The 20,970-nt window shown below is 42.2% G+C and carries 24 protein-coding genes; 9 read left to right on the forward strand and 15 right to left on the reverse strand.

The window, feature by feature from the left end; all coding sequences use genetic code 11:
• The first annotated feature begins 4 nt into the window (after positions 1-4).
• Positions 5-1,651: a beta-carotene ketolase CrtO gene (crtO, locus tag ACE1AQ_RS19415; RefSeq protein WP_110544023.1), complete on the forward strand. Its 1,647-nt coding sequence runs from the start codon at positions 5-7 to the stop codon at positions 1,649-1,651.
• Between the two features lie 215 nt (positions 1,652-1,866).
• Here the strand turns inward: crtO and ACE1AQ_RS19420 are convergent, their stop codons facing one another.
• From ACE1AQ_RS19420 to pdxH, 10 genes are all read right to left on the reverse strand, one after another.
• Positions 1,867-2,517, reverse strand: coding sequence for a DUF3782 domain-containing protein (locus ACE1AQ_RS19420; RefSeq protein ID WP_108937216.1), 651 nt, complete (start codon positions 2,515-2,517; stop codon positions 1,867-1,869).
• Between the two features lie 310 nt (positions 2,518-2,827).
• On the reverse strand, positions 2,828-3,157 hold the full coding sequence (locus ACE1AQ_RS19425; RefSeq protein ID WP_306438774.1) for a type II toxin-antitoxin system VapC family toxin: 330 nt from the start codon (positions 3,155-3,157) through the stop codon (positions 2,828-2,830).
• 50 nt (positions 3,158-3,207) lie between these two features.
• Complete coding sequence (locus tag ACE1AQ_RS19430; RefSeq protein ID WP_002780145.1) at positions 3,208-3,429, reverse strand: hypothetical protein; 222 nt, start codon at positions 3,427-3,429, stop codon at positions 3,208-3,210.
• Between the two features lie 27 nt (positions 3,430-3,456).
• Positions 3,457-3,951: a DUF3368 domain-containing protein gene (locus ACE1AQ_RS19435; RefSeq protein WP_374809044.1), complete on the reverse strand. Its 495-nt coding sequence runs from the start codon at positions 3,949-3,951 to the stop codon at positions 3,457-3,459.
• Entirely contained in the window at positions 3,935-4,225 is a 291-nt protein-coding gene (locus ACE1AQ_RS19440; protein ID WP_008203693.1) for a UPF0175 family protein, read from the reverse strand. The genes ACE1AQ_RS19435 and ACE1AQ_RS19440 overlap by 17 nt, the downstream gene beginning before the upstream one ends.
• An 82-nt stretch (positions 4,226-4,307) precedes the next feature.
• Positions 4,308-4,577, reverse strand: a complete 270-nt coding sequence (locus ACE1AQ_RS19445) for a type II toxin-antitoxin system RelE/ParE family toxin (RefSeq protein WP_002739840.1) — start codon at positions 4,575-4,577, stop codon at positions 4,308-4,310.
• Positions 4,570-4,818: a type II toxin-antitoxin system Phd/YefM family antitoxin gene (locus tag ACE1AQ_RS19450; protein WP_002739617.1), complete on the reverse strand. Its 249-nt coding sequence runs from the start codon at positions 4,816-4,818 to the stop codon at positions 4,570-4,572. Before ACE1AQ_RS19450 ends, ACE1AQ_RS19445 begins: the two co-directional genes overlap by 8 nt.
• Positions 4,819-4,885: 67 nt before the next feature.
• Complete coding sequence (locus ACE1AQ_RS19455) at positions 4,886-9,214, reverse strand: NB-ARC domain-containing protein (RefSeq protein ID WP_374809047.1); 4,329 nt, start codon at positions 9,212-9,214, stop codon at positions 4,886-4,888.
• A gap of 118 nt (positions 9,215-9,332) precedes the next feature.
• The gene (locus tag ACE1AQ_RS19460; RefSeq protein WP_110544014.1) at positions 9,333-9,635 is read right to left on the reverse strand and encodes a trypco2 family protein; all 303 of its coding nucleotides are present in this window, start codon (positions 9,633-9,635) and stop codon (positions 9,333-9,335) included.
• Between the two features lie 231 nt (positions 9,636-9,866).
• Positions 9,867-10,511 carry a pyridoxamine 5'-phosphate oxidase gene (gene pdxH / locus ACE1AQ_RS19465; protein WP_002787824.1) on the reverse strand — a complete coding sequence of 215 codons (645 nt, stop codon included), beginning with the start codon at positions 10,509-10,511 and terminating at the stop codon, positions 9,867-9,869.
• Positions 10,512-10,562: 51 nt separating this feature from the next.
• On the opposite strand from pdxH, the gene ACE1AQ_RS19470 reads away from it, so the two are divergent.
• Positions 10,563-11,333 (forward strand): segregation/condensation protein A, encoded by a 771-nt coding sequence (locus tag ACE1AQ_RS19470; protein WP_008203710.1) that lies wholly within the window; start codon positions 10,563-10,565, stop codon positions 11,331-11,333.
• A gap of 95 nt (positions 11,334-11,428) precedes the next feature.
• Here the strand turns inward: ACE1AQ_RS19470 and tadA are convergent, their stop codons facing one another.
• Entirely contained in the window at positions 11,429-11,923 is a 495-nt protein-coding gene (gene tadA, locus ACE1AQ_RS19475) for a tRNA adenosine(34) deaminase TadA (RefSeq protein ID WP_008203712.1), read from the reverse strand.
• Positions 11,908-12,225, reverse strand: coding sequence for a glutaredoxin 3 (gene grxC, locus ACE1AQ_RS19480; protein ID WP_002751734.1), 318 nt, complete (start codon positions 12,223-12,225; stop codon positions 11,908-11,910). The genes tadA and grxC overlap by 16 nt, the downstream gene beginning before the upstream one ends.
• Positions 12,226-12,257: 32 nt before the next feature.
• Here grxC and ACE1AQ_RS19485 point away from each other — a divergent pair, with 32 nt between their 5' ends.
• The 4 genes from ACE1AQ_RS19485 to ACE1AQ_RS19500 all read left to right on the forward strand — a co-directional run bounded on the left by ACE1AQ_RS19485 (position 12,258) and on the right by ACE1AQ_RS19500 (position 15,781).
• Positions 12,258-12,818: a 5-formyltetrahydrofolate cyclo-ligase gene (locus ACE1AQ_RS19485; RefSeq protein ID WP_008203716.1), complete on the forward strand. Its 561-nt coding sequence runs from the start codon at positions 12,258-12,260 to the stop codon at positions 12,816-12,818.
• 362 nt (positions 12,819-13,180) lie between these two features.
• Positions 13,181-13,498 carry a hypothetical protein gene (locus ACE1AQ_RS19490; protein ID WP_008203728.1) on the forward strand — a complete coding sequence of 106 codons (318 nt, stop codon included), beginning with the start codon at positions 13,181-13,183 and terminating at the stop codon, positions 13,496-13,498.
• Positions 13,499-13,918: 420 nt separating this feature from the next.
• A complete protein-coding gene (locus ACE1AQ_RS19495) occupies positions 13,919-14,932 on the forward strand; it encodes an aldo/keto reductase (protein WP_110544011.1) in 1,014 nt (337 codons plus the stop codon).
• Between the two features lie 408 nt (positions 14,933-15,340).
• The gene (locus ACE1AQ_RS19500) at positions 15,341-15,781 is read left to right on the forward strand and encodes a hypothetical protein (protein ID WP_110544008.1); all 441 of its coding nucleotides are present in this window, start codon (positions 15,341-15,343) and stop codon (positions 15,779-15,781) included.
• On the opposite strand, the gene nagA is transcribed toward ACE1AQ_RS19500, so the two are convergent.
• Positions 15,737-16,888: an N-acetylglucosamine-6-phosphate deacetylase gene (nagA, locus tag ACE1AQ_RS19505; RefSeq protein WP_008203734.1), complete on the reverse strand. Its 1,152-nt coding sequence runs from the start codon at positions 16,886-16,888 to the stop codon at positions 15,737-15,739. The genes ACE1AQ_RS19500 and nagA overlap by 45 nt on opposite strands.
• Before the next feature lie 374 nt (positions 16,889-17,262).
• Between nagA and ACE1AQ_RS19510 the strand changes: the two genes are divergently transcribed.
• The 3 genes from ACE1AQ_RS19510 (at position 17,263) to ACE1AQ_RS19520 (ending at position 19,529) form a co-directional block, all read left to right on the forward strand.
• Positions 17,263-18,057: a metallophosphoesterase family protein gene (locus ACE1AQ_RS19510; protein WP_106910026.1), complete on the forward strand. Its 795-nt coding sequence runs from the start codon at positions 17,263-17,265 to the stop codon at positions 18,055-18,057.
• A 78-nt stretch (positions 18,058-18,135) separates the two neighbouring features.
• Positions 18,136-18,954 carry a SirB1 family protein gene (locus ACE1AQ_RS19515; protein ID WP_008203739.1) on the forward strand — a complete coding sequence of 273 codons (819 nt, stop codon included), beginning with the start codon at positions 18,136-18,138 and terminating at the stop codon, positions 18,952-18,954.
• A 110-nt stretch (positions 18,955-19,064) separates the two neighbouring features.
• The gene (locus ACE1AQ_RS19520; protein ID WP_008203741.1) at positions 19,065-19,529 is read left to right on the forward strand and encodes a VOC family protein; all 465 of its coding nucleotides are present in this window, start codon (positions 19,065-19,067) and stop codon (positions 19,527-19,529) included.
• On the opposite strand, the gene ACE1AQ_RS19525 is transcribed toward ACE1AQ_RS19520, so the two are convergent.
• Both ACE1AQ_RS19525 and fabZ read right to left on the reverse strand, forming a co-directional pair.
• Positions 19,526-20,293, reverse strand: a complete 768-nt coding sequence (locus ACE1AQ_RS19525) for a tryptophan-rich sensory protein (protein ID WP_008203744.1) — start codon at positions 20,291-20,293, stop codon at positions 19,526-19,528. The two genes, ACE1AQ_RS19520 and ACE1AQ_RS19525, sit on opposite strands and share 4 nt — an antisense overlap.
• Before the next feature lie 3 nt (positions 20,294-20,296).
• Positions 20,297-20,776: a 3-hydroxyacyl-ACP dehydratase FabZ gene (fabZ, locus tag ACE1AQ_RS19530; RefSeq protein ID WP_002734156.1), complete on the reverse strand. Its 480-nt coding sequence runs from the start codon at positions 20,774-20,776 to the stop codon at positions 20,297-20,299.
• Positions 20,777-20,970: the final 194 nt, after the last annotated feature.

Here is a 20,970-nt window from a genome sequence, read left to right on the forward strand (position 1 = left end):
CTGCATGGAAAGTTACGATGTCATCCTCATCGGTGCGGGGCATAATGGTTTAGTTTGTGCCGCCTATCTCCTCAAAGCCGGTTATCGCGTCCTCCTTCTGGAACAGCGTAGCGTACCGGGAGGAGCGGCTACCACAGAAGCGGTTATCCCAGATCTAGCCCCCGATTTTAAGTTTAATCTCTGTGCGATCGATCACGAATTTATTTTTTTGGGACCGGTAATTGAGGAATTGGAGCTAAAACGCCACGGATTAGAGTATTTATTCTTCGATCCTACCGTTTTCTGTCCCCATCCCTCCGGCCAATATTTTCTTTCCTATCGCTCTCTGGAAAAAACTCACGCCGCAATTGCCCAGTTTTGTCCGCGAGATGCCGATCGTTACCTTCAGTTTATCGACTATTGGGGACAGTTGATGAATGCGATCGGGCCTTGGTTTAACGCTCCGCCCCAAGATTTGCTCAGAATCGCCCGCAATTATAACTCTAGTGCCTTAGCTAGTGTCTGGAAAGCGATCGGCTCGAAAAAGAAACTGCTCGACTTCATCCGCACGATGATTACTTCCCCCGAAGATGTCCTCAATGAGTGGTTTGAGAGCGAATTTGTCAAAGCACCCCTGGCTCGTCTAGCGGCAGAAATTGGCGCTCCTCCCTCCCAAAAAGGTATTACCTCCGGGATGATGATGATGGCGATGCGTCACTCCCCCGGGGTGGCTCGCCCTCGTGGTGGTACGGGCGCACTAACCGAGGCTCTGGTGAAATGTGTTGTCAGTCTCGGTGGGGTAATTTTAACCGAGCAGAAAGTTAAACAGATTCTAATTGAGGAAGGACAAGCGATCGGGGTTAGGGTGGACTCTGGACAGGAATATCTGGCAAAAGCAGCTGTTATCTCTAATATTGACGCTAGACGAGTCTTTTTACAGTTAGTCGCCCCCGCCGATGTGGATGCCGCTGATCCGGAATTGCGAGAAAGGGTAGAACGGCGAATTGTCAATAACAATGAAACAATTCTTAAAATTGATTGCGCCCTCGCCGAAGCGCCAAGGTTTGAGGCTTACGATCACAAAGAGGAGTATTTACAGGGAACGATTCTCATCGCCGATTCCGTGCGTCACGTTGAACAGGCCCACGCTTTAACGATTTTGGGGCAGATTCCCGACGAAAATCCCTCGATGTACCTAGATGTCCCCACTATTCTCGATCCCTCCATGGCTCCCCAAGGCAAGCATACCCTCTGGATCGAATTTTTTGCCCCCTATCAGATTGCCGGGGCCGAGGGAACGGGATTAAACGGCACGGGATGGACGGAAGAATTAAAAAATTGCGTGGCCGATCGAGTTCTTGATAAACTGGCCGATTATGCCCCGAATCTCAAATCCGCCATTATTGCTCGTCGGGTGGAAAGTCCGGCCGAATTAGCTAATCGTTTGGGTTCCTATAAGGGTAATTACTATCATCTTGATATGACCTTAGATCAGATGATTTTCCTGCGTCCTTTGCCAGAAATAGCTAACTACAAAACCCCCATTAAAAACCTTTATTTAACTGGGGCAGGAACTCACCCCGGCGGCTCAATTTCGGGGATGCCGGGGCGCAATTGCGCTCAGGTTTTCCTGCGGGATCAAAGCACTTTTCTGCAAAGATTATTTAACTAAATCCCGTCCTCCCCAAAATACCGATCCCTCGTGGGGTGACAGAGAGCCTGAAAAGGAGACGGGGTGCGTGGTGTAGGAGGTGGGGGGTAGGTAAAAATTTTTGACTTACCCTTACAGGTCAAAACGATCGATGATTGAGAAAAGAAGGTGATTGTTTTTCTTGATAAAAGTCATCCCGGACAAGATTCAGATCAAAAGCGATCGCTTTTGCTGTTTTAATAGATTTGAGGTTGAAAATTATCGGGAATATCGAGTTCAAACACTTGGTCATGAATCCGAGCCACATAAAACCCTTCTTGCAGAATTTTTTCGCGTAATCCTGGGGATACATGAACCGCCGCTAATATGCCATAGAGTTTTTTATCTTTGTGTTCAGGGAAAAAGCTGCGAAACCGTTGCAAAATACTTTTTAATTGTGTAATAGATTCCTCTCTAGCATGACTTTTAACCTCGACGATATAGGCAGTATTTAACTCACCATTAGTATAGGCAAGGACATCAATTTCTAGGTGTTGTCCATCTTCGCTGGCTCGCACACTGGGACTAACAACTTTCATGCCGAACCGTTGTCTGAGAATCGTTTCCATTGAAGGGAGAGCAAGTCCTTCGGTAAAGCTGCCGAATTTTGCCCCGAGTCCCCCAATTTGCTGACCTAATTCTTTGAGTTGTTTGTCAGTTTTCTGCTGTTGTCGGTCAGTTTCCTTGATTTGTTGGGCGTTTTCCTTCTGTTGTTGACTAACTTCCTTCAATAGTAGGTCAGTCTCCTTCAGTTGTTTGTCAGTTTCTTTTTGAGCAGCAGTCAATTCGGCTTGAGCAGTCGCTAATTCGGCTAAGATTCGCCATACGTCTTCTGATGTAGTTGCCATAGATGATTTTTTCCCGATGTCACCTATTAACTATGTTATCGGATTTCTGTGCTTGTCGAAGACACTGGGGAGCAGACTGCTGATTTAATTGGATAAGGCGGAGGCTAATTCATAGAACAAGAATCACCGCCACCAGCGACTAACATCCCTAATACTTTGATACACTTCTCTTCAGGCAACCTCCCCCCCAAAATGAAGGATTAAAGGGACTAAGTTGGGAATAGAATTAACAATTATCTTCATTCTCTTTGATTTTTTGACTAATTCATGACTGGTTCGCTGAACGCTGGAAAATGCTAACGTTGATGGGTTATTCATTTGACAGATCATAGAGTTCTAAGCCTTGAATAAAACAAAAATCTCTCAAATTCAATGTATATAGCTTAATATTCTGCACTAATGCTGTTGAGGCAATGATAGCGTCAGGGATGTTGAGTTTGTGACTGAGGGAGTAGGTTTCCATTAAGTTAATAAATTGATTGGATATTGCGACATCTACAGGAAAGGTATGTAGCAATCCGAGATGTCTTTTGATTTTGTTTAGTTCATTTTTATTGATTGCTCCATAATATAATTCGGCTTGAGTAATGGAACTAATGGCTAGTTGATTTAGTCCAATATGGCGAAGCTCTTCGATAATTCTATGGTTGTTTTTATAGAATTAAATGAGGATATTGGTGTCACATAAAATCATCGGTTTTCTTCTCGCCATGCTGCTTCACGGATAGATTTAGGGGTAATATCCCTGTCTTCCCACAATCCTGCTAGGGCAAAAAAATCTTGCTCGTTATCAGATAATGTTGTTTGATCTTCGATGATTTCTACGGAGTCAACAAAATCTAAAGCAGTTAAAATTTTAGAGAGTGTTTCTGCTTTTTCTTGGTCACGAATGTGTACGATTAGTTGTTTCATGGTAGTTTATTTTGCATTGATTTGGTATTAATGATCATTGTCTAATTCTGTTTTTAGCCAATTAAGAATCGGAGAACTAATACGAATTCCATAATCAACTAACTGTTGTGATAAATATAAAATTTCTTGTTTAGATAGATAACCTGCATAAAAACCAACCAAGAGAATTCCTAATGTTCCTTTGACGGGTAATTCCATAGCTTTGGCAACTCTTCTTGCTAATTTCTCATCTATAATTACCCAGTCTGGTTTGATTGAAATTGCCAAGAGAATAACTTCTAATTCTCCTCGATCTAATCCTAGTAATAGCGGTTCAAGAGGAGATGATGATGCAACTTCTTGAGCTTGAATCCAATTGGCATTTTTGAGTTCTTTTGCCCCCGGTTTATTATCTCCAGCGATGACAATTTCTTGATAAACTGCCCAAGAAATAATCACTTCATTAAATAGCTGATTAAGAAGATCTAATTGATTAATCAAAGATAAGGCGATGATCGGTGTAGAATTAACAATTATCTTCATTCTCTTGGATTTTTTGGGCTAATTTACGGCTGGTTTGTATTTCTGATTCCCATTCTTCTGCTGTGTAATCAATAATGGAAAAACCATACTCAGAGAGAAGTGTATAAAATGTATATTTATCGCATCCTAATACTTGTGCGCCGATTCCTGCTGAAATTTTTCCTTCTTGATAAAGATGCCCTAATGTATAAATTATGACTTTACGAGAGAATGCTTCTTTTTCTTCTCTGGCAGCAATGAGGAGTTCTTCGGGAAATGTTACATTAATGCTCATGAGTGTTTAAAAATAATTTGTTTTTCTTGATTTTAGCAGGAATAATATCGCTAATTAATTGATGGTTGATAATTAAGATTCTCTATATTGTTCTCTTTAGTTGTTTATAAATTTCATCATCGTTTCGTTTGTCAATCAGCAAGATTTCTAGTGTTTGCTCCTCAACACGATAAACGATTCGATATTCACCAATATCGGCTCTATGATAAGAGTATCCTTTTAACTTTAGAGAATCTTGGGGATAGGGATTTGTTCTCAGTTCGGTTATTTTTGTGGCTACTTGTTTGGCGTGTTTATCTGGCAGTTTTTTTAAGCGTTTAGTTGCCTGTCGAGATAGGTTAATCTTAAGCATTTAAAATTTCTGACAGTAAAGCCTCACTTTCTGTTGTTCCGATAAAACCTTCTTGATGAGCTTTTTCTGCCTGTAAAGCCAAAAGTTGATTTTCTAACTCGGAAAATCTCTCAAATTCCTCGATTGACAGCACGACTGCAACATTACGTCCCTTTTTTGCTATCTTTACTGGTTCTCTTCGAGCCAAGTCTAACAGTTCGCCAAAGCGATTTTTTGCTTCTGAGGCTCCTAATGTTTTCATAACTAACCTTTATAGAAACTAGCCATTATGACCATTTTAGCTATTATAGCAATTATTGACAGGAGAATCACCGCCACCAGCGACTAACATCCCTAATACTTTGATACACTTCTCTTAAAGCGACCTCCCCCCCAAAATGAAGGATTAAAGGGACTAAGTTGGGAATAGTTTCGAGGAATTTAGGACGAGTGAGAGTACCCAAAGCCTGAAGGACATCTTGCCAGAAAGATAAGTCAACATTAGCAGGGGTTAAGGTGGCGGTTAAGGCTTTTAATACGTCTGCACGGTAGGATTGATTCCCAATCCCTCTGGCAACTTCTAAGGCTTCGGGTAACAAACTTTCCGGTAAATAGGGAGCTAACCCGGTCAATGCCTCTGCACGGTCTTTTTCATCCCCAATCCCTCTGGCAATTTCTAAGGCTTCGGGTAACAAACTGACCGGTAAACTGACCGGTAAATGGAGAGCTAACCCGGTCAATGCCTTTGCACGGTAGTTTTCATTCCCAATCCCTCTGGCAACTTCTAAGGCTTCGGGTAACACTTCCGGTAAATGGCGAGATAACTGGGTCAATGCCTTTGCACGGTAGTTTTCATTCCCAATCCCTCTGGCAGCTTCTAAGGCTTCGGGTAACACTTCCGGTAAATGGGGAGCTAACCCGGTCAATGCCTCTGCACGGTCTTTTTCATCCCCAATCCCTCTGGCAGCTTCTAAGGCTTCGGGTAACACTTCCGGTAAATGGCGAGCTAACCTGGTCAATGCCCCTGCACGGGGGTATTCATTCCCAATCCCTCTGGCAATTTCTAAGGCTTCGGGTAACAAACTTTCCGGTAAATGGGGAGCTAACCCGGTCAATGCCCCTGCACGGGGGTATTCATGCCCAATCCCTCTGGCAACTTTTAAGGCTTCGGGTAACAAACTGACCGGTAAATGGGGAGCTAACCCTGTCAACGCCTCTGCACGGAAGGATTCATACCCAATCCCTCTGGCAACTTTTAAGGCTTCGGGTAACAAACTTCTAGGTAAACGGACAGCCAAGTCTGCTAATACTATACTAGCAGCCAAGAAGTCATCATCATCAATCGCTTCGGCAAGTTCCAAGACTTCGGGTAACACTTCAGGTAAATAGGGAGCTAACCCCGTCAAGGCTTCTGCACGAGAAAATTTATCGTCAATGACTCTGGCAAGTTCTAAGGCTTCCGGTAACACTTCTGGTAAATGGAGACCTAACCCGGTCAATGCCTTTGTACGGGTGGATTCAGACCTAATCTCTTTGGCAACTTCTAAAGCTTCGGGTAACAAACTTTCTGGGAAATGGGGAGCTAAATCTATCCATGCCTTTATACGTTTATCTTCATCCCCAATCCCTCTGGCAACCGCTAAAGCTTCAGGTAACACTTCAGGTAAACGGGAAACGAACCTTGTCAATGCTATTGCACGATAGTATTCATCCCCAATCCCTCTGGCAACTTCTAAGGCTTCGGGTAACAAACTTTCCGGTAAATAGGGAGCTAACCCGGTCAATGCCCTTGCACGGTAGTATTCATCCCCAATCCCTCTGGCAATTTCTAAGGCTTCGGGTAACACTTCCGGTAAATAGGGAGCTAACCCGGTCAATGCCCTTGCACGGTTGTATTCATGCCCAATCCCTCTGGCAACTTCTAAGGCTTCCCTTAAGAGATTTTCCGGTAAATAGGGAGCTAACCCTGTCAATGCCTCTGCACGGCGGGATTCATCCCTAATAGCTCTGGCAATTTCTAAGGCTTCGGGTAACACTTCCGGTAAATAGGGAGCTAACCCTGTCAATGCCCTTGCACGGTCGAATTCATCCCCAATCCCTCTGGCAACCGCTAAAGCTTCGGGTAACACTTCAGGTAAACGGGAAACGAACCTTGTCAATGCCCATGCACGGTCTGTTTCCTTGCCTATCCCTCTGGCAACTTCTAAGGCTTCGGGTAACACTTCAGGTAAATGAGGAACTAACTCAGTCAATGCCCATGCACGGTCAGATTTATCCCCAATCCCTCTGGCAATTTCTAAGGCTTCGGATAACAAAGTAGAAGTAAGATAGGGACTAATTGCTGTTAATCCTTCTGCTTGCTTCTCAGAATCTGGATTTTGCCGTACATAAGCCAAACCCTGAGCAGGTGTCCAGATTTCATGCTGAATCAGTGCAGCCATCAATTCTGGTTTAATATTCCCCGCCAAACTATTAAGAGAAGTGGTGATTAAAGCATAACGCACCTGTAACCCAAGAGACTCACTCTTGTTCTCAATAAAATGCTCCTCCGCCAATTGCCACGCCCGGGAAACATCCTTAATAAAAATTGCCGTTTTCCCTTCCCTTTCACATTGACTATACCAACCATTATGACCTTCTGCCGTTTCTTCCCTCAGTAATAGATGAATCTGGGCTATCTGTCCTGCCTTTTCTAAATGCCAGAGCAATTGATTATAAATATAGCCATCATCCTCTAAACTGTGCCAGTTTGATCCCCCTAAATCCCCCTTACTAAGGGGGACTTCCACCTCTTTTCCCCCCTTTTCAAGGGGGGTTAGGGGGGATATCTTAATTTGTTTTTGATACCGTTGTAAAAGCTGTTGATGTGCCTCAGCCATTGATAACCCTAACCCCGGTAATCGATAATCCGTTTCAGGATGAGGAGACGCTAGGATCAGATTTCGGGCTAAATCATGTAACAAATCATGGACCCGATAACTCGTTAATAGTTCACTAGAAACCCCCGTTAATAATAAAGCTTTACCCCGTAAATATCTTAAAGTTTGTCTCGCTTCTCTCACCTGACAATCCCATAAAGTCGCCGCCATTTTTTCGGTAATGGTAACATCATCGGGTAACACCCCTAACCAGCTAAATTGTCTCAATCTTTGCCCATTTAACCGCTTTAAACTGAGATTAAAGCAAGCAATTAAACTATAATGTTTTCGTTTTTCTTCATTGGCAGTATCTCCAGCTTCCAAGCGGTCTAAAATTTCTAAATGAGCGATTTCTGCTCGTAAATCTTCGATTAATTCAGCCCAAGGAATCCCATCTTCAATTTGTGCCGCCGTTAACTCCAAAGCTAAGGGTAAATAACCGACAATTTTGGCTAATATTTTGGCTTGTTTCTGATCTGCTAAATTTAATTCATGCTTTAAATAACCCGTTAATAAGGCTAAAGATTGGCTTTCCGTCATCACATCCAAATCATAACGAATTGCCCCTTTAACGGGAACTTCTCTAGTGGTTACTAATAATTTACATTGATTTACTGCTACTCTAAAAGGATCAATATCTTCTACATTCCAGAGATCATCTACTACTAATAAAGCCTTTTTATCTGCCAATAAAGTCCTCAAGTGTAAGGATGCCGCATCAATACCCGTCGGCTTAAAATTATAATCTCCTAAAGCTTGAATCCAGCCATGAAGAAAGGATAAAATGTCTGGTTGTTGTCCTAAAGTTGCCCAGAAAATGCCATCAGGAAAAAAAACTTGAACCTCTTTTTCTTGTGCTAATGCCGCCGCTAAAGTGGATTTACCAATCCCTCCTAATCCATAAATCGCACTAATAACTAATGTTCCAGTTTTTTCCGTTGTTGCTGACAATAAAAGTTGTTTTAACTCAATACTAACCTCTGGACGTTCGACAAAATAACTCGGTTTAGGAGGAGCTTGATTGCGATAGGAAGAAGATTTTAAAGAAGCGGATATAACGGGTTTAGGTTCAGGATCAATATCATGGTTTTCTAATATCTCACACCATTCAGGATTGTCATAAACCCTGGCCAAAGATTCAGCTTCTAAAGATGCTGGACGATCTCTAATTGGCTGTTTAGATTGTACCCCAATCACTAACCCATAACAAACAATTGCTGATCCCGATGTTCCCTGCCAAGGTGACTGATCTTCTGCTAATCTTTCTAATTGTTCATCGGTGGGTTGTATGTCTTGACTATCTTTAATATTTAATAACAAACGGTGATGAGGAACAAGATTAGCTACATCAATAGTTCCCTCAATATGTAACCCTGTGGCGTATTTTATATTATCTTCAGCATACCGTAAAAATAAAGGAAAGCCCAAACAGTCAAATTTAACTTTTTTTGTGGTATTAGCATCAGGTAACACCCCAAAAACTACAGGATCACAAGTTTCGATAGTTTCTGGTAATTCTACTAAGGCTATATCGATATTATCGGGAGCTTTCCAAATTACTTTAGCGTCTATATCTTGCTTATCAGAATAGTTTGATGCTGATCTAAATCGTACTTTACAGTCGTTACTATTATCAAATAGATGCCGACAAGTCAAGAGTAAACGTCCCCCAATTCGATAGGCAGTGCCGTATTTAGGGGCAACAATTTCTAAAGCGCGATCGGGTTGGAATTGGGGCATAACTTATCGGATTGATGTAACCTATTCTTCTGGGATGGCGATGGGTTACGCTTCGCTAACCCATCCTACAAATTAACTGCTTTGGGGGCAAGCATTGCGTCCCTAGGGGTATAAAATTCTAATCGGGAATATCATCACTTGCTGTCAATACAGGTTTTCCATCTTTCCCAATGGGTTTAAGGGGAATTTTAATTCTATGGGTTATCGTATCTTTATTGGTGACACCCCCACCCATTTCTACTACCCAAAATTTCAGCCCACCTTTGCCTTCTTTCGACTGCTCAACCACAAATTGAACCTCTAATTCAATGTCACCCACTTCAAAGCGAATCTGCTCACCCTCAGAGGCTAAAATAGATTTACTCAGTTCAACCCGCAATGCTTCTAAGGTTTCTCGAAGTCCAACTTTATTGATGTCCATAATTCTCTAGTTATTTTTGAAGGATGCAAACCAAAACCCTTTCAATTCTATCGTTTTTCTGAAACTTTAGGGCAGAGAGATTGCCTTTATCCAATTGATATAATAGCCCAACCCGATCGCTAAGGTAAGCGCGGGTTGGGAAAAGACATCGACCTAATATTATCTCAAGACTAAAATGACAAATTGAATTAGTATCGAGTTATTTTGCCAATACAAGGTGTCAAGATCAAACTAAGGAGCTAAACGTTGCCTTTGCCAACTGCCATCTTCTTGACGATAATAACAGAGACGATCGTGGAGACGACTGGGGCGACCTTGCCAGAACTCGATTAAACTAGGAATTAGGCGAAATCCGCCCCAATGAGGAGGACGGGGAACTTCACGACCCGCATATTCTTCTTTTAGTTCTGCTAGGCGTTTTTCGAGGATATCTCGCCCGGAAATCACTTCACTTTGATTGGAGGCCCAGGCCCCTAAACGAGATTCCCAGGGACGGACAAAAAAGTAGTTATCCGATTCCTCCTCGCTGATTTTTTCTACAGTTCCCTCGATCCTAATTTGCCGTTGCAATTCTCCCCACCAAAACACTAGGGCTGCATTGGGATTGGCGATTAATTCCTGTCCTTTGGCGCTTTGGTAGTTGGTAAAGAGAACAAAACCGCGAGGATCGAAGTCTTTTAACAGTACCATGCGGGCCCGGGGTTTACCCTCCGGGGAAATAGTGGCTAAAGTCATAGCGTTGGGTTCCAATCTTCCCGAAGATACCGCCCGTTCTAGCCATTGTTTAAATACAATGAAAGGATCGGCAGATGTTTCTGACTCTAGCAATTCTTCGAGATTGTAGTCCAAGCGCAGGTCAGCGATCGATATGTCCATGGTTTTGCTTGCTAAATTTTATCCTTTGAGATCCTACAAGATTCTACAATCATGACTATCACCTCGGCCAGTGATGCGATCGCCTCTCTTTTAGAAATGGCGGAACAGGGAGAAATTGACCCCTGGGATGTGCAGGTTATCGATGTGATCGATCGCTTTTTGGCAGAATTGGGGTTATTAAATGATCTAGATTTAGCCATGGCCCAGGCTAATTTACCCCAATCGGGACAGGCTTTTTTATGGGCTTCCATGTTAGTTTTATTTAAGGCTGATACCCTAGAAAGATTGTCTTTAGACCAGCAAGAAGAAAGTCTGATTGATGAGGAAATTAGCGATTTAGAACGGGAACTAAGAACTTTACCCCGTTATCTAGAAAATCATATTCGCCGTCGTACTGCTGCCCCACCACCGCGAAAAAGACGGGTAACTTTGCAGGAGTTAATCACTCAATTACAACAGATTGCCCTAGAGATTGAAGCTTTACCGAAACTGCCTGTAGTTGTCCCGAAACCCCGGCCCCAATCCCGACGGGAAGCGGTACAAATTATCACGGAATTGGCCCACCAAGAAAACCTGACGGAATTGGCAGCGGAACTGGACTTTTTTTTGCAGAGAAAGTTTTTTCAATTAGAGAAAAATGAGATAGAGTTTGAGTATTTATTAGATTTATGGCAAGCGGAAAAGCCTTCTAGTCACTCGGCAACACAGGAAAAGGTGGCGATTTTTTGGGCTTTACTTTTACTGGCTTCTCAATCAAAAGTGGAGTTAAAACAGGAGGATTTTTATCAGGATTTAACTATTGCTTTAATTAGGGTTTGCTGAAAAAGTTTTTTCTAGAGGCAGGGTGTGCGGTGTCGGGTGTGGGGTTTTAAGCTAAGAGGCATTACAGCTTATTGACTCCTATCTCCCTGACTTCTTTAAACATTTCTTTTTTTCTCAAACCATGTTTGTAATAATTCCCCCGATTCCTTGGCTAAAATTCCCGCGATTACCGGTAAACGATGGTTAGAAAAAGGACTATCAATAAAATTAGCCACAGTGCGGATAACTCCTGTTTTGGGATCGTCAGCACCGTACACTAATAATCCTAATCTAGCCTGAATAATTGCCCCAGCACACATGGGACAGGGTTCGAGGGTGACGTAGAGGGTACAATCATTTAAGTGCCAATTGCCTAACACTTGACTAGCGGCACGAATCGCCAGAATTTCGGCGTGAGCGGTGGGATCATGGTGTTTTTCCTTGCAATTAGCTTCTTGAGCGATTAAATGTCCCTCTTTATCCACGATAACCGCTCCCACCGGCACATCACCCCGATCCCCCGCAGTTGCCGCTAAATTTAAAGCTAACTGCATCCATTGCCGATGTTTCTCATAGGCTTTTTCATCAATAGACTTTAGATAGTCCCACATTTAGCCAGTAAATTATCTAATTTTTTCTGACCATCCAAAGCATACAAATCATCACAACCACCGATATGTTCATTATTAATAAAAATCTGTGGTACACTGCGTTTACCGTTGGACCGTTCGGCCATGGCTTGACGAGCGCTTTCATCCCCATCAATCTTGTATTCGGTGTATTTTACCCCTTTCCAACCCAGCAACCATTTGGCCCGAATACAGTAGGGACAAGTTGCCCAGGTATAAATTTCCACATTGGCCTTGATATTCTCGTTATAACGCCCAAAAAGCGAGTTAAATAGATTTAGCATCTTGTGACTACAGAAATATTTATCTCTATTTTATGGATTCTGCTACCAAAAAAGCCCGATTACGCAAACAACTAATTGCCCAAAGACGATCGCTTCCTAAGCATATTTGGCAAGAAAATAGTCAGCAACTTTGCAAAAATTTACAATCTTTACCCCTCTTTCACCACGCTAAAACCATTCTCGCTTACTTCAGTTATCGTCAAGAGCCGGATTTAAGTTCCTTATTTTGCCAACACCATCGCTGGGGTTTTCCTCGTTGTGACGGAGATAGCCTGACTTGGCACTGTTGGACTGCCGACGATCCCCTAGAATTAAATCGTTATGGCATCTATGAACCAACAGCGATCGCTCCTCTCATTTTACCAGCCGAAGTGGACTTACTATTAATTCCCGCCGTCGCTTGCGATCGCCAAGGTTATCGCTTAGGTTACGGGGGAGGTTATTTTGATCGTCTCTTACATTCCCCCGAATGGCAAGCTATCCCCTCGATCGGGATTGTCTTTGACTTTGCCTATCTCGATACCCTTCCCCTCGATACTTGGGACCAAAAATTACAGGCAATCTGTACCGAATCGAGAACCGAAATTTTTTAAGTAGGTAGGTATTAAAAACTTTCAGATCCCCCCGCCTATCGGCACCCCCCTTATCAAGGGGGGCAGGGGGGATCGAACCTCAAACCCATTTTTAATTTAATTATAACCAGCTACTTAACAATTATTTCCTTTTGTGTGATCGGTTTAACTTATATGGGAGCGATCAATCTTTGTGTCCTTTGTGTCTTTGTGGTTCGTTCTGGTCGTTCGCTGGCACTGTATCTTAGAATACATTTTACCCACCGACTACTCATATATTAAGTTTTATTGAATCCGATCGACCCTTAAGATAGCTTTGCTAGGATGAAATTCACATCAGGAGATGTTTATAGTAATCACCGGAAAAAGTCAACAGGGAAGCAATGAAACACTTTCACGAACCATGGATTCAAGAATGGTGTCAAGAAAACGGCTGGACAGAGCTATTTCTCGAACGCTACAGTAATTATTGGGCATTCCCTCCCAATGCCGTGATGCCAGAACCAATTCCCACCAAAGTGTTACAAAAAATTAAGCGCCAAAAAGGTCTATCCCCTGCCGAAAAACTTTGGTTAGGAATGGCGATCGGATTGACTGTGACAGCCTTAATTCTCTGTATCACCCTCGCTTGTCCTATGCCTATAGTTCTCGCTTTCGCTTTTGATGCTGTCACCGCAGCGCGATTGGAAGTGGAATATTAACCGGGCAAAAATTGGGCAGCAAAAACCTAAACAGGGGGAGATTTTTGCGAAAGTCTTCCCCTTTGCCACGTTTTTCCAGACAGGGACGATCGATCTGTTCAACGAAACAGGGTAAAATCGGGCGATAATTTAAGAAAGTAGATTCATCGGCTTTTTAGCCGTCAGGAGTCAGTATTTAGGAGTCAGGAGATTATTTTTATTTATTCTCCCCACTTCCTTCTCCCCACTTCCCTCTCCCCCCACTCCCCAATTGAGCATCTCATTTATGCAAGTGAGTAATTATACTTATCCCTAAAACTGTTTTCTAGCAAGGCTTTCAAAATAGCTTGACATAAAAACCTGATTTAGGGGTTACAAAGGTGAGATGCTCCCCTCCCCAATTCATAATTCATAATTCATAATTCATAATTCATAATTCCCATGTCCGAATCTCGTCGCTTACAGTTTACCCCCGATCTGGAAATTTGTCGTATTTTGAACGGAATGTGGCAGGTTTCAGGCGCCCATGGTTCGATCGCACCCCAAAAAGCGATCCCTAGTATGTTCTCCTATCTAGATGCCGGTTTCACCACTTGGGATCTGGCCGATCATTACGGTCCGGCCGAAGATTTTATCGGTGAATTTCGTCGTCAATTAGTCGCCCAAAGGGGCATTGATGCCTTAAATAATCTGCAAGCTTTCACTAAATGGGTTCCCCGTCCGGGTAAAATGACTAAGGAAATAGTCGAAAAGAATATCGCTATTTCCCTACGTCGCATGGATGTGGATAGTCTCGATTTATTGCAGTTTCACTGGTGGAATTATTGCGATAAAAATTATCTAGATGCCTTATATTTTTTAGGAGAATTACAACAGGAAGGCAAAATTAAACACCTGGCCTTGACTAATTTCGACACGGAACATTTAAAAATTATTCTCAGCGCTGGGATTAAAATAGTCTCCAATCAAGTCCAGTTTTCCCTGATTGATCGCCGTCCCCTCGTTAAAATGGCGCAATTTTGCCAAGAACATAACATCTATCTACTCGCCTATGGTACTCTAGCAGGAGGCTTATTAGGGGCAAAATATCTCGGTCATCCTGAACCCAATGCCATGAGTCTCAATACCGCTAGTTTACGGAAATATAAAAACATGATCGATGCTTGGGGAAACTGGCAATTATTCCAAGAATTATTAACCGTTCTTAAAGCGATCGCTGATTCCTATCATGTCACCATTCCTAATGTGGCAGTGCGTTACGTTCTCGAACAAAAAGCCGTAGCCGGGGCAATTATCGGGGTGCGTTTGGGTGTTGCCGAACATATCCAAGAAAATGCCCGTATTTTCGATTTTCAATTATCTCCCCAAGACTATCAAAAAATTGATCATGTCTTGCAAAAATCCCGGGATTTATTGCAGTTAATCGGTGATTGCGGTGATGAGTACCGTCGTTAACTGAAAAGGTGAATAGTTCTATCCCTATTCAATCCCTATCTAGAGGAAAAGTTGTCGGCTCTACCGAAACTGTCATGTAAAACTATCAACAACTCATGCTTGTAAAGCTTGTATACTAAGACTTTAAGTTTTTGTTAGATTGATATTTATCAACTTTAGAGCATTGCTGGGCAGAGAGGGAGCTTGAGGAATTTTATACAGTGTAAGTTCGGAAGAACCAAGTTGTCTATAAGTAGGTAGGTGTTAAAAATTCTCAGCTTTCCCCCCTTATTAAGGGGGGACTAAGGGGGGATCGGCACCCTCCTTGTTAAGGACTGATAACTGATAACTGATAACTGATAACTGATAACTGATAACTGATAACTGATAACTGATAACTGATAACTGATAACTGAAAAGAGGCTAATGATGAGATTTGAACAACCAATACCCGATGATCCCGCTAATCAATGGCGCTATCAATTAGATCAATTCGTGCAAGAAAATCAACAGGAATTAGCCGGTTTAATGTGGGGGTTACTCTCGGAATGGGGAGAAGATGCTCAAGAAATCTTGGGCATTGATCTTAAACCTCAGCCCCATTTTGTCTGTTGTTCTAGGGAGGCTCTAGAGAAATTAAATCGCAAGGTTAATTGTAAAATTCAAGAGATGCTTGGGATTATCTATCGCTATAATCCCAGCGAAGAAGTGGCTATAGTCGCTATCGGTGATGGTCAGGTAAAATTGATTTATTTTCAACCCGATCTTTCCCCTCCTGAATGTTTTGATCGCCTCGAAGTCAATCTTGATACCCTTATTCAACAGTTAGAGGCCAAAATGCTGGCGGAAATCCAATCTTTCCCAATTTGATGCTGATTGCCAGCGCAAAAAGTTGGCAGGTTGTCCCACCGATAAACCCGCTAATCCGATCGCTTTTCTGGGGGATTCTGTCCCTAGAAGAATCGCCGTTTCTAAATCACATATTCCCCAGTTGACTAAATTGGCTACTCCTTGTAATAAGGGTAACGTTGTTCCCGCTAAAGTACCGTCAAAAAGTCTTGCTGTTCCCTGTTTAACTTCAATTTCTCTCTCGTCCCAAGGATAGACACCATCCCCTAAACCGATCGGCGCTAAAGCATCACTAACTAAGAAAATTCCTTGATCATAATTACTGGCTTTTAGTAATAATTCTATCATGGTTGGATGGATGTGTTGACCATCGGCAATTAACCCACAATACACCTCACAATTGATAATTGCTTCCCCTAATAACCCTGGTTGACGATGGTGTAAAGGAGGCATGGCGTTAAAGGCATGAGTAACCATTTTTGCCCCCTGTAAAAAGGCTTTTTTGGCTATTTCTTGATTCGCTTGCGAATGTCCTAAGCTGATGGTAATCCCTCGATCGCTTAGGTATTTAATCACCGTACCGCTACTATCTAATTCCGGGGCTAGGGTGATAATTTTTACGATCGATAAGTAGTCCCCAAAGAGTTTATCTACTGTTTCTATACTTGGGTTTAAAAGATATTGTCCCGGATGCGCCCCCCTTTTTTCATAGTTTAAAAATGGTCCCTCTAAATGTACTCCCAAAACCTGGGCGCTCGATCGATTTTCCTGTTGCTGTTTTTCGATATATTTGGCAATTACTGAGAGGGATTTTTGAAATTTCTCCACGGAGGTGGTGACTAGGGTGGGAAGATAACCATCAATGCCTTGATTCCCCAGATAATCGCTAATCTTATCTAATTTTTCTAGATCTGTTATTTCTAAGTCGGGAAATGCTAATCCTAACCCTCCGTTGATCTGTAAATCTACTCCTCCCAACGATAGCCAATCCCCTTCCATATCGATGATCTTTTCCCCTCTTGTCTTTCCCCCCATCTCCGTGATCCTCTCAATCTTTCCAGCAGCATTTATCTCTATTTGTTGTCGCTCCTGATGGGCGGGAATTCTAGCGTTAATTAGGGTTATCATAGCAGCAGAAATCTAATTTTTTTTTATTATAATCTCAAAAAAAAACTTTTTTTTTCATGATGCTTGACAAGGGGGCATTTTTTTGATATGCTTTTTTATATAATGGGAATCTTTGCGTTTAGATAAAAGTGCCTACATCCGATTATATAAAAACTGATCATAAAAAAATAATACCATAACCTGACCGCTCCCTGCCCAGAGATTGCCAAAATACTTTACAAAACAATTACAGCCTTTCTCTGGCGGTTCTTAGGGGGGAGTGACTGTCAGAAGGAAAGGCTTGTCCTATAATAAAATCAAGACCTTATAAAAACTACCTTTTTAGCGATAAAAGAGTAGCAATGTCAGTATTGTCGGCGATGAGGGAGGGGTGTGTGTTTTTTAGAAAAATAGGGGAACAGACTCAAGAACCGCGTCGTATTATTATCGGAGATGTCCATGGCAGTTTTCAGGCACTTTTGCGACTATTAAACCGAGTTGCCCCCGATAGTGAGGATGAGGTTTATTTTCTGGGGGATTTAATAGATCGAGGAGAGCAGAGCTTGGAAGTGGTGGATTTTGTCATCAAAAATAACTACCAATGTCTCCTAGGAAATCATGAATATATGCTCTTAAAAGCTCTGGCAGGAAAAGAAGTTTCTGAAAGATGGTTAAACGGTTGGATCGAGAGTGGCGGGGCGGCGACACTACTAAGTTATAATAACAATATACCCGCCGAGCATATCAATTGGTTCCAATCCCTACCCGCTTATTTAGACCTAGGAGATATTTGGTTAGTTCATGCGGGAGTACACCCAGAATATCCCCTTGAACAGCAAACAAACGAGGAGTTTTGTTGGATTAGAAACGAGTTTCATACCATGACCCAACCCTATTTCAAGGATAAACTAATTATCACAGGTCATACTTTAACCTTTACCTTTCCAGGTGTCAAACCAGGGCAACTAGCTTGCGGCAGCGGTTGGCTAGACATTGAAACTGGGGTTTATCATCCGCAAAGTGGTTGGTTAACTGCTTTAGATTGGACAAATCAATTAGTTTATCAAGTGCAGGCTCAAAATAAAAATTGTCGCACGATCCCTTTAAAAAAAGCAGTGGTTAATCTAGATATTGACAAGATTTCTCGTTACTCCTCCAGGGAAAGCTCATCTAAATCGCTGAATCTTTAATGTTGATCGGCAAAGAGAAGCAATAAAATCGTAAGGATCGGTTAAAATAGCTGATAATCTGATTAATACCCTTTTCTAATGACCCTTGAACTCTTATACCAGGCCTTCATCGAAACAATTCAACATCCTGACCCTGAGATAAATCTAGCTCGGGCAGCTCTACAAATAGCCAATTTTGAATATCCGCGCCTCAAGATTGATCACTATTTAAATAGGATAAACTTAATGGCTGAGGAGGTAAAAAAACGCTTACCCGATAGATTATATCCTTTAAAAATAGTCAAGGTTATCAATCAATATTTGTTTGAAGATTTACAATTTACCGGTAATACCCAAGAATACTATGACCCCCGCAATAGCTACTTAAATGACGTAATCGATCGCCGCACGGGTATTCCGCTCACTCTCTCGATTATCTATTTAGAGATTGCCAAACAGATCGATTTTCCCATGGTAGGAATTGGTATGCCGGGGCATTTTATTATCCGTCCCGATTTCGAGGAGGTAGAAATCTTTGTCGATCCCTTTCACGGTGGTGAAATCTTATTTAAACAGGACTGTCAAGAAAGATTAAGTCAAGTGTATCAACAGCCAGTTAAATTAGAAGAACATTTTCTCAATATTGCCACCAATCAGCAAATTTTATTACGTTTGCTGACTAATTTAAAATATATTTACCTGAATCGTCAACAATGGTCTCAGACAATTCGGACACTAGATCTGCTACTTTTGCTCATTCCTAATCATCCCCTAGAGCTACGCGATCGAGGTTTAGTTTACTATCAAATTGGACAACTCAGCCAAGCGCAACAGGATTTAGGCTTCTATCTTGCCCTCCTACCCAACGCCCAAGATGCGGAATCCATTCGACAATTATTGCAAAAAATTAACTCTTAAGTCATCCGTCGTCAGGAGATTATTTTTATTTGTCCTCCCCACATCCCAATTCATAATTCATAATTCCCCCACACCCCACCAACAAACTTTTTCAGCAAACCCTAACTAAAATGACTATTAGCCCTTCCCTAACCACAAAAAAACTCAAAATCGGTCAACTACGAAAAGTCCATCATATCGCTTTCAACGTCAAAGATATGGAGGCTTCTCGTCATTTTTATGGGGAAATATTAGGCTTAGAGGAATTAGTGGGGGAAAAAATTCCCACCACCTTAAAAGAATTAGTTGCCCAGGGAAAAGTGGCCAATTTTATCACCCCCGATGGTACAGTAATTGACCTATTTTGGGAACCAGATTTAAACCCTCCCGACGACAATCCTGAAATCGCTTTTACCCGTGCCAACCATTTAGCCTTCGATATTGCCCCCGAAGGCTTCGATTTTGCCCTAGAAGTGCTACAAAGTCAGGGAATTATTATTGCTAGTGGACCCGTGACCCGGCCCACTGGCAGGGGGGTTTACTTCTATGATCCCGATGGCTTTATCGTCGAAATTCGCTGTGATCCTGCATCTTAACGACTCAGAGGACGAAAATTGCCACGAAAAACCAGAAAAGTTAGGGTAATCGCTAATATAATCGCCGTTACCGCAATTAGAGGCAGAGAAATCTGTTTAACAGCGATCGCCAAGAAAGCCCAGATAAACACCCCGATAAAAGCCCGATCTTTTCGGTTTAAACCGACTAAAATCGCGATTATTGCCCCGATAACCAGAATTATTACCGTCCAGATTTGGTCAGTTAGACCCCATCGCTGCCAGTCGATCCAATCTAGCAGCGAAGCGACGTTAACAATCGTGGCCACGGTAATCCAAGCGAAATAGATACTAATAGGAGCATTAACTAATAAACCCTGTTTACGATTGACAATAAAGCGATTAATTTCTAAGCGGAGATAAAGCCGGATGAGAGGAATTAAAATGCCTAGCATTGCCAGTAAAGACAGGGTAAAAAAACGCAATTGAAAGAGAATTACCCAGAGAATCTGACAAGCACTAGCGATGGCTAATTCGTAGCCTAACCGACGCAAACGCGGTTCAGTTTTATTGAAAGCCAAAGCTTGGTAAATTCCCAGACTAATTAAACCCAGATAAATTAATCCCCAGATCGCAAAAGCATAATTAGCGGGAACAATTAAGACATCTTGAAAAACTGTATTCGAGATAGCCCCGATATTTTCGCCCTTGAGAGGGAAAATATTAGCGAAAATATTGGTAATAAAAGCCCCTAGAATAGCAAATAAATTTAGTTCTTGTCGGAGACGATCTCGATCAAAATTCATAGGTCAATCAAAGACAGAAAACATCATTTCACCCTGGGCGGCCAATTGCCCATCGACTCTTGCTTCCCCTTGCATTTTAGCAATTTTATTCATCTTGAAGGATAATAATTCCACCGTCATGATCAATTGATCCCCCGGCACCACGGGACGACGAAAACGGGTTTTATCAATGCCTGCGAAGGCAAAAAATTTCCCTTTCATCCCGGGTAATTGGGTTAAAATCACTCCCCCCACTTGGGCCATAGATTCAACAATTAACACCCCCGGCATCAAGGGACGACTGGGAATATGACCGGGAAAAAAAGGCTCGTTGATCGTGACATTTTTGAGGCCAACGGCTTTTTTACCTGGTACATAGTCAATAATCCGATCGACTAGGGCAAAGGGATAACGATGGGGCAGTAGTTGGCGAATTTCCTCGACGGTGAAGGTAGTTTTTATGACTGGTTCCAACTCGGTTAAGGCTTCGGTAACGATGGTCATGCAAGTCAAAAATTACAAGTGAGATCAGACATTATCTCACAATCAGTTATCAGTTATCAGTTATCAGTTATCAGTGATCACTGATCAGATGAACGTAGGTTGGGTTGAAGCATGAAACCCAACGCCAGCATAGTTTACGCTACCGCTAACCCATCCTACAAATAATTGTGCCTCCCTACTTAGCTTAACCAATT

The organism is Microcystis sp. BLCC-F209 (assembly GCF_041928595.1).
Lineage (GTDB): Bacteria > Cyanobacteriota > Cyanobacteriia > Cyanobacteriales > Microcystaceae > Microcystis.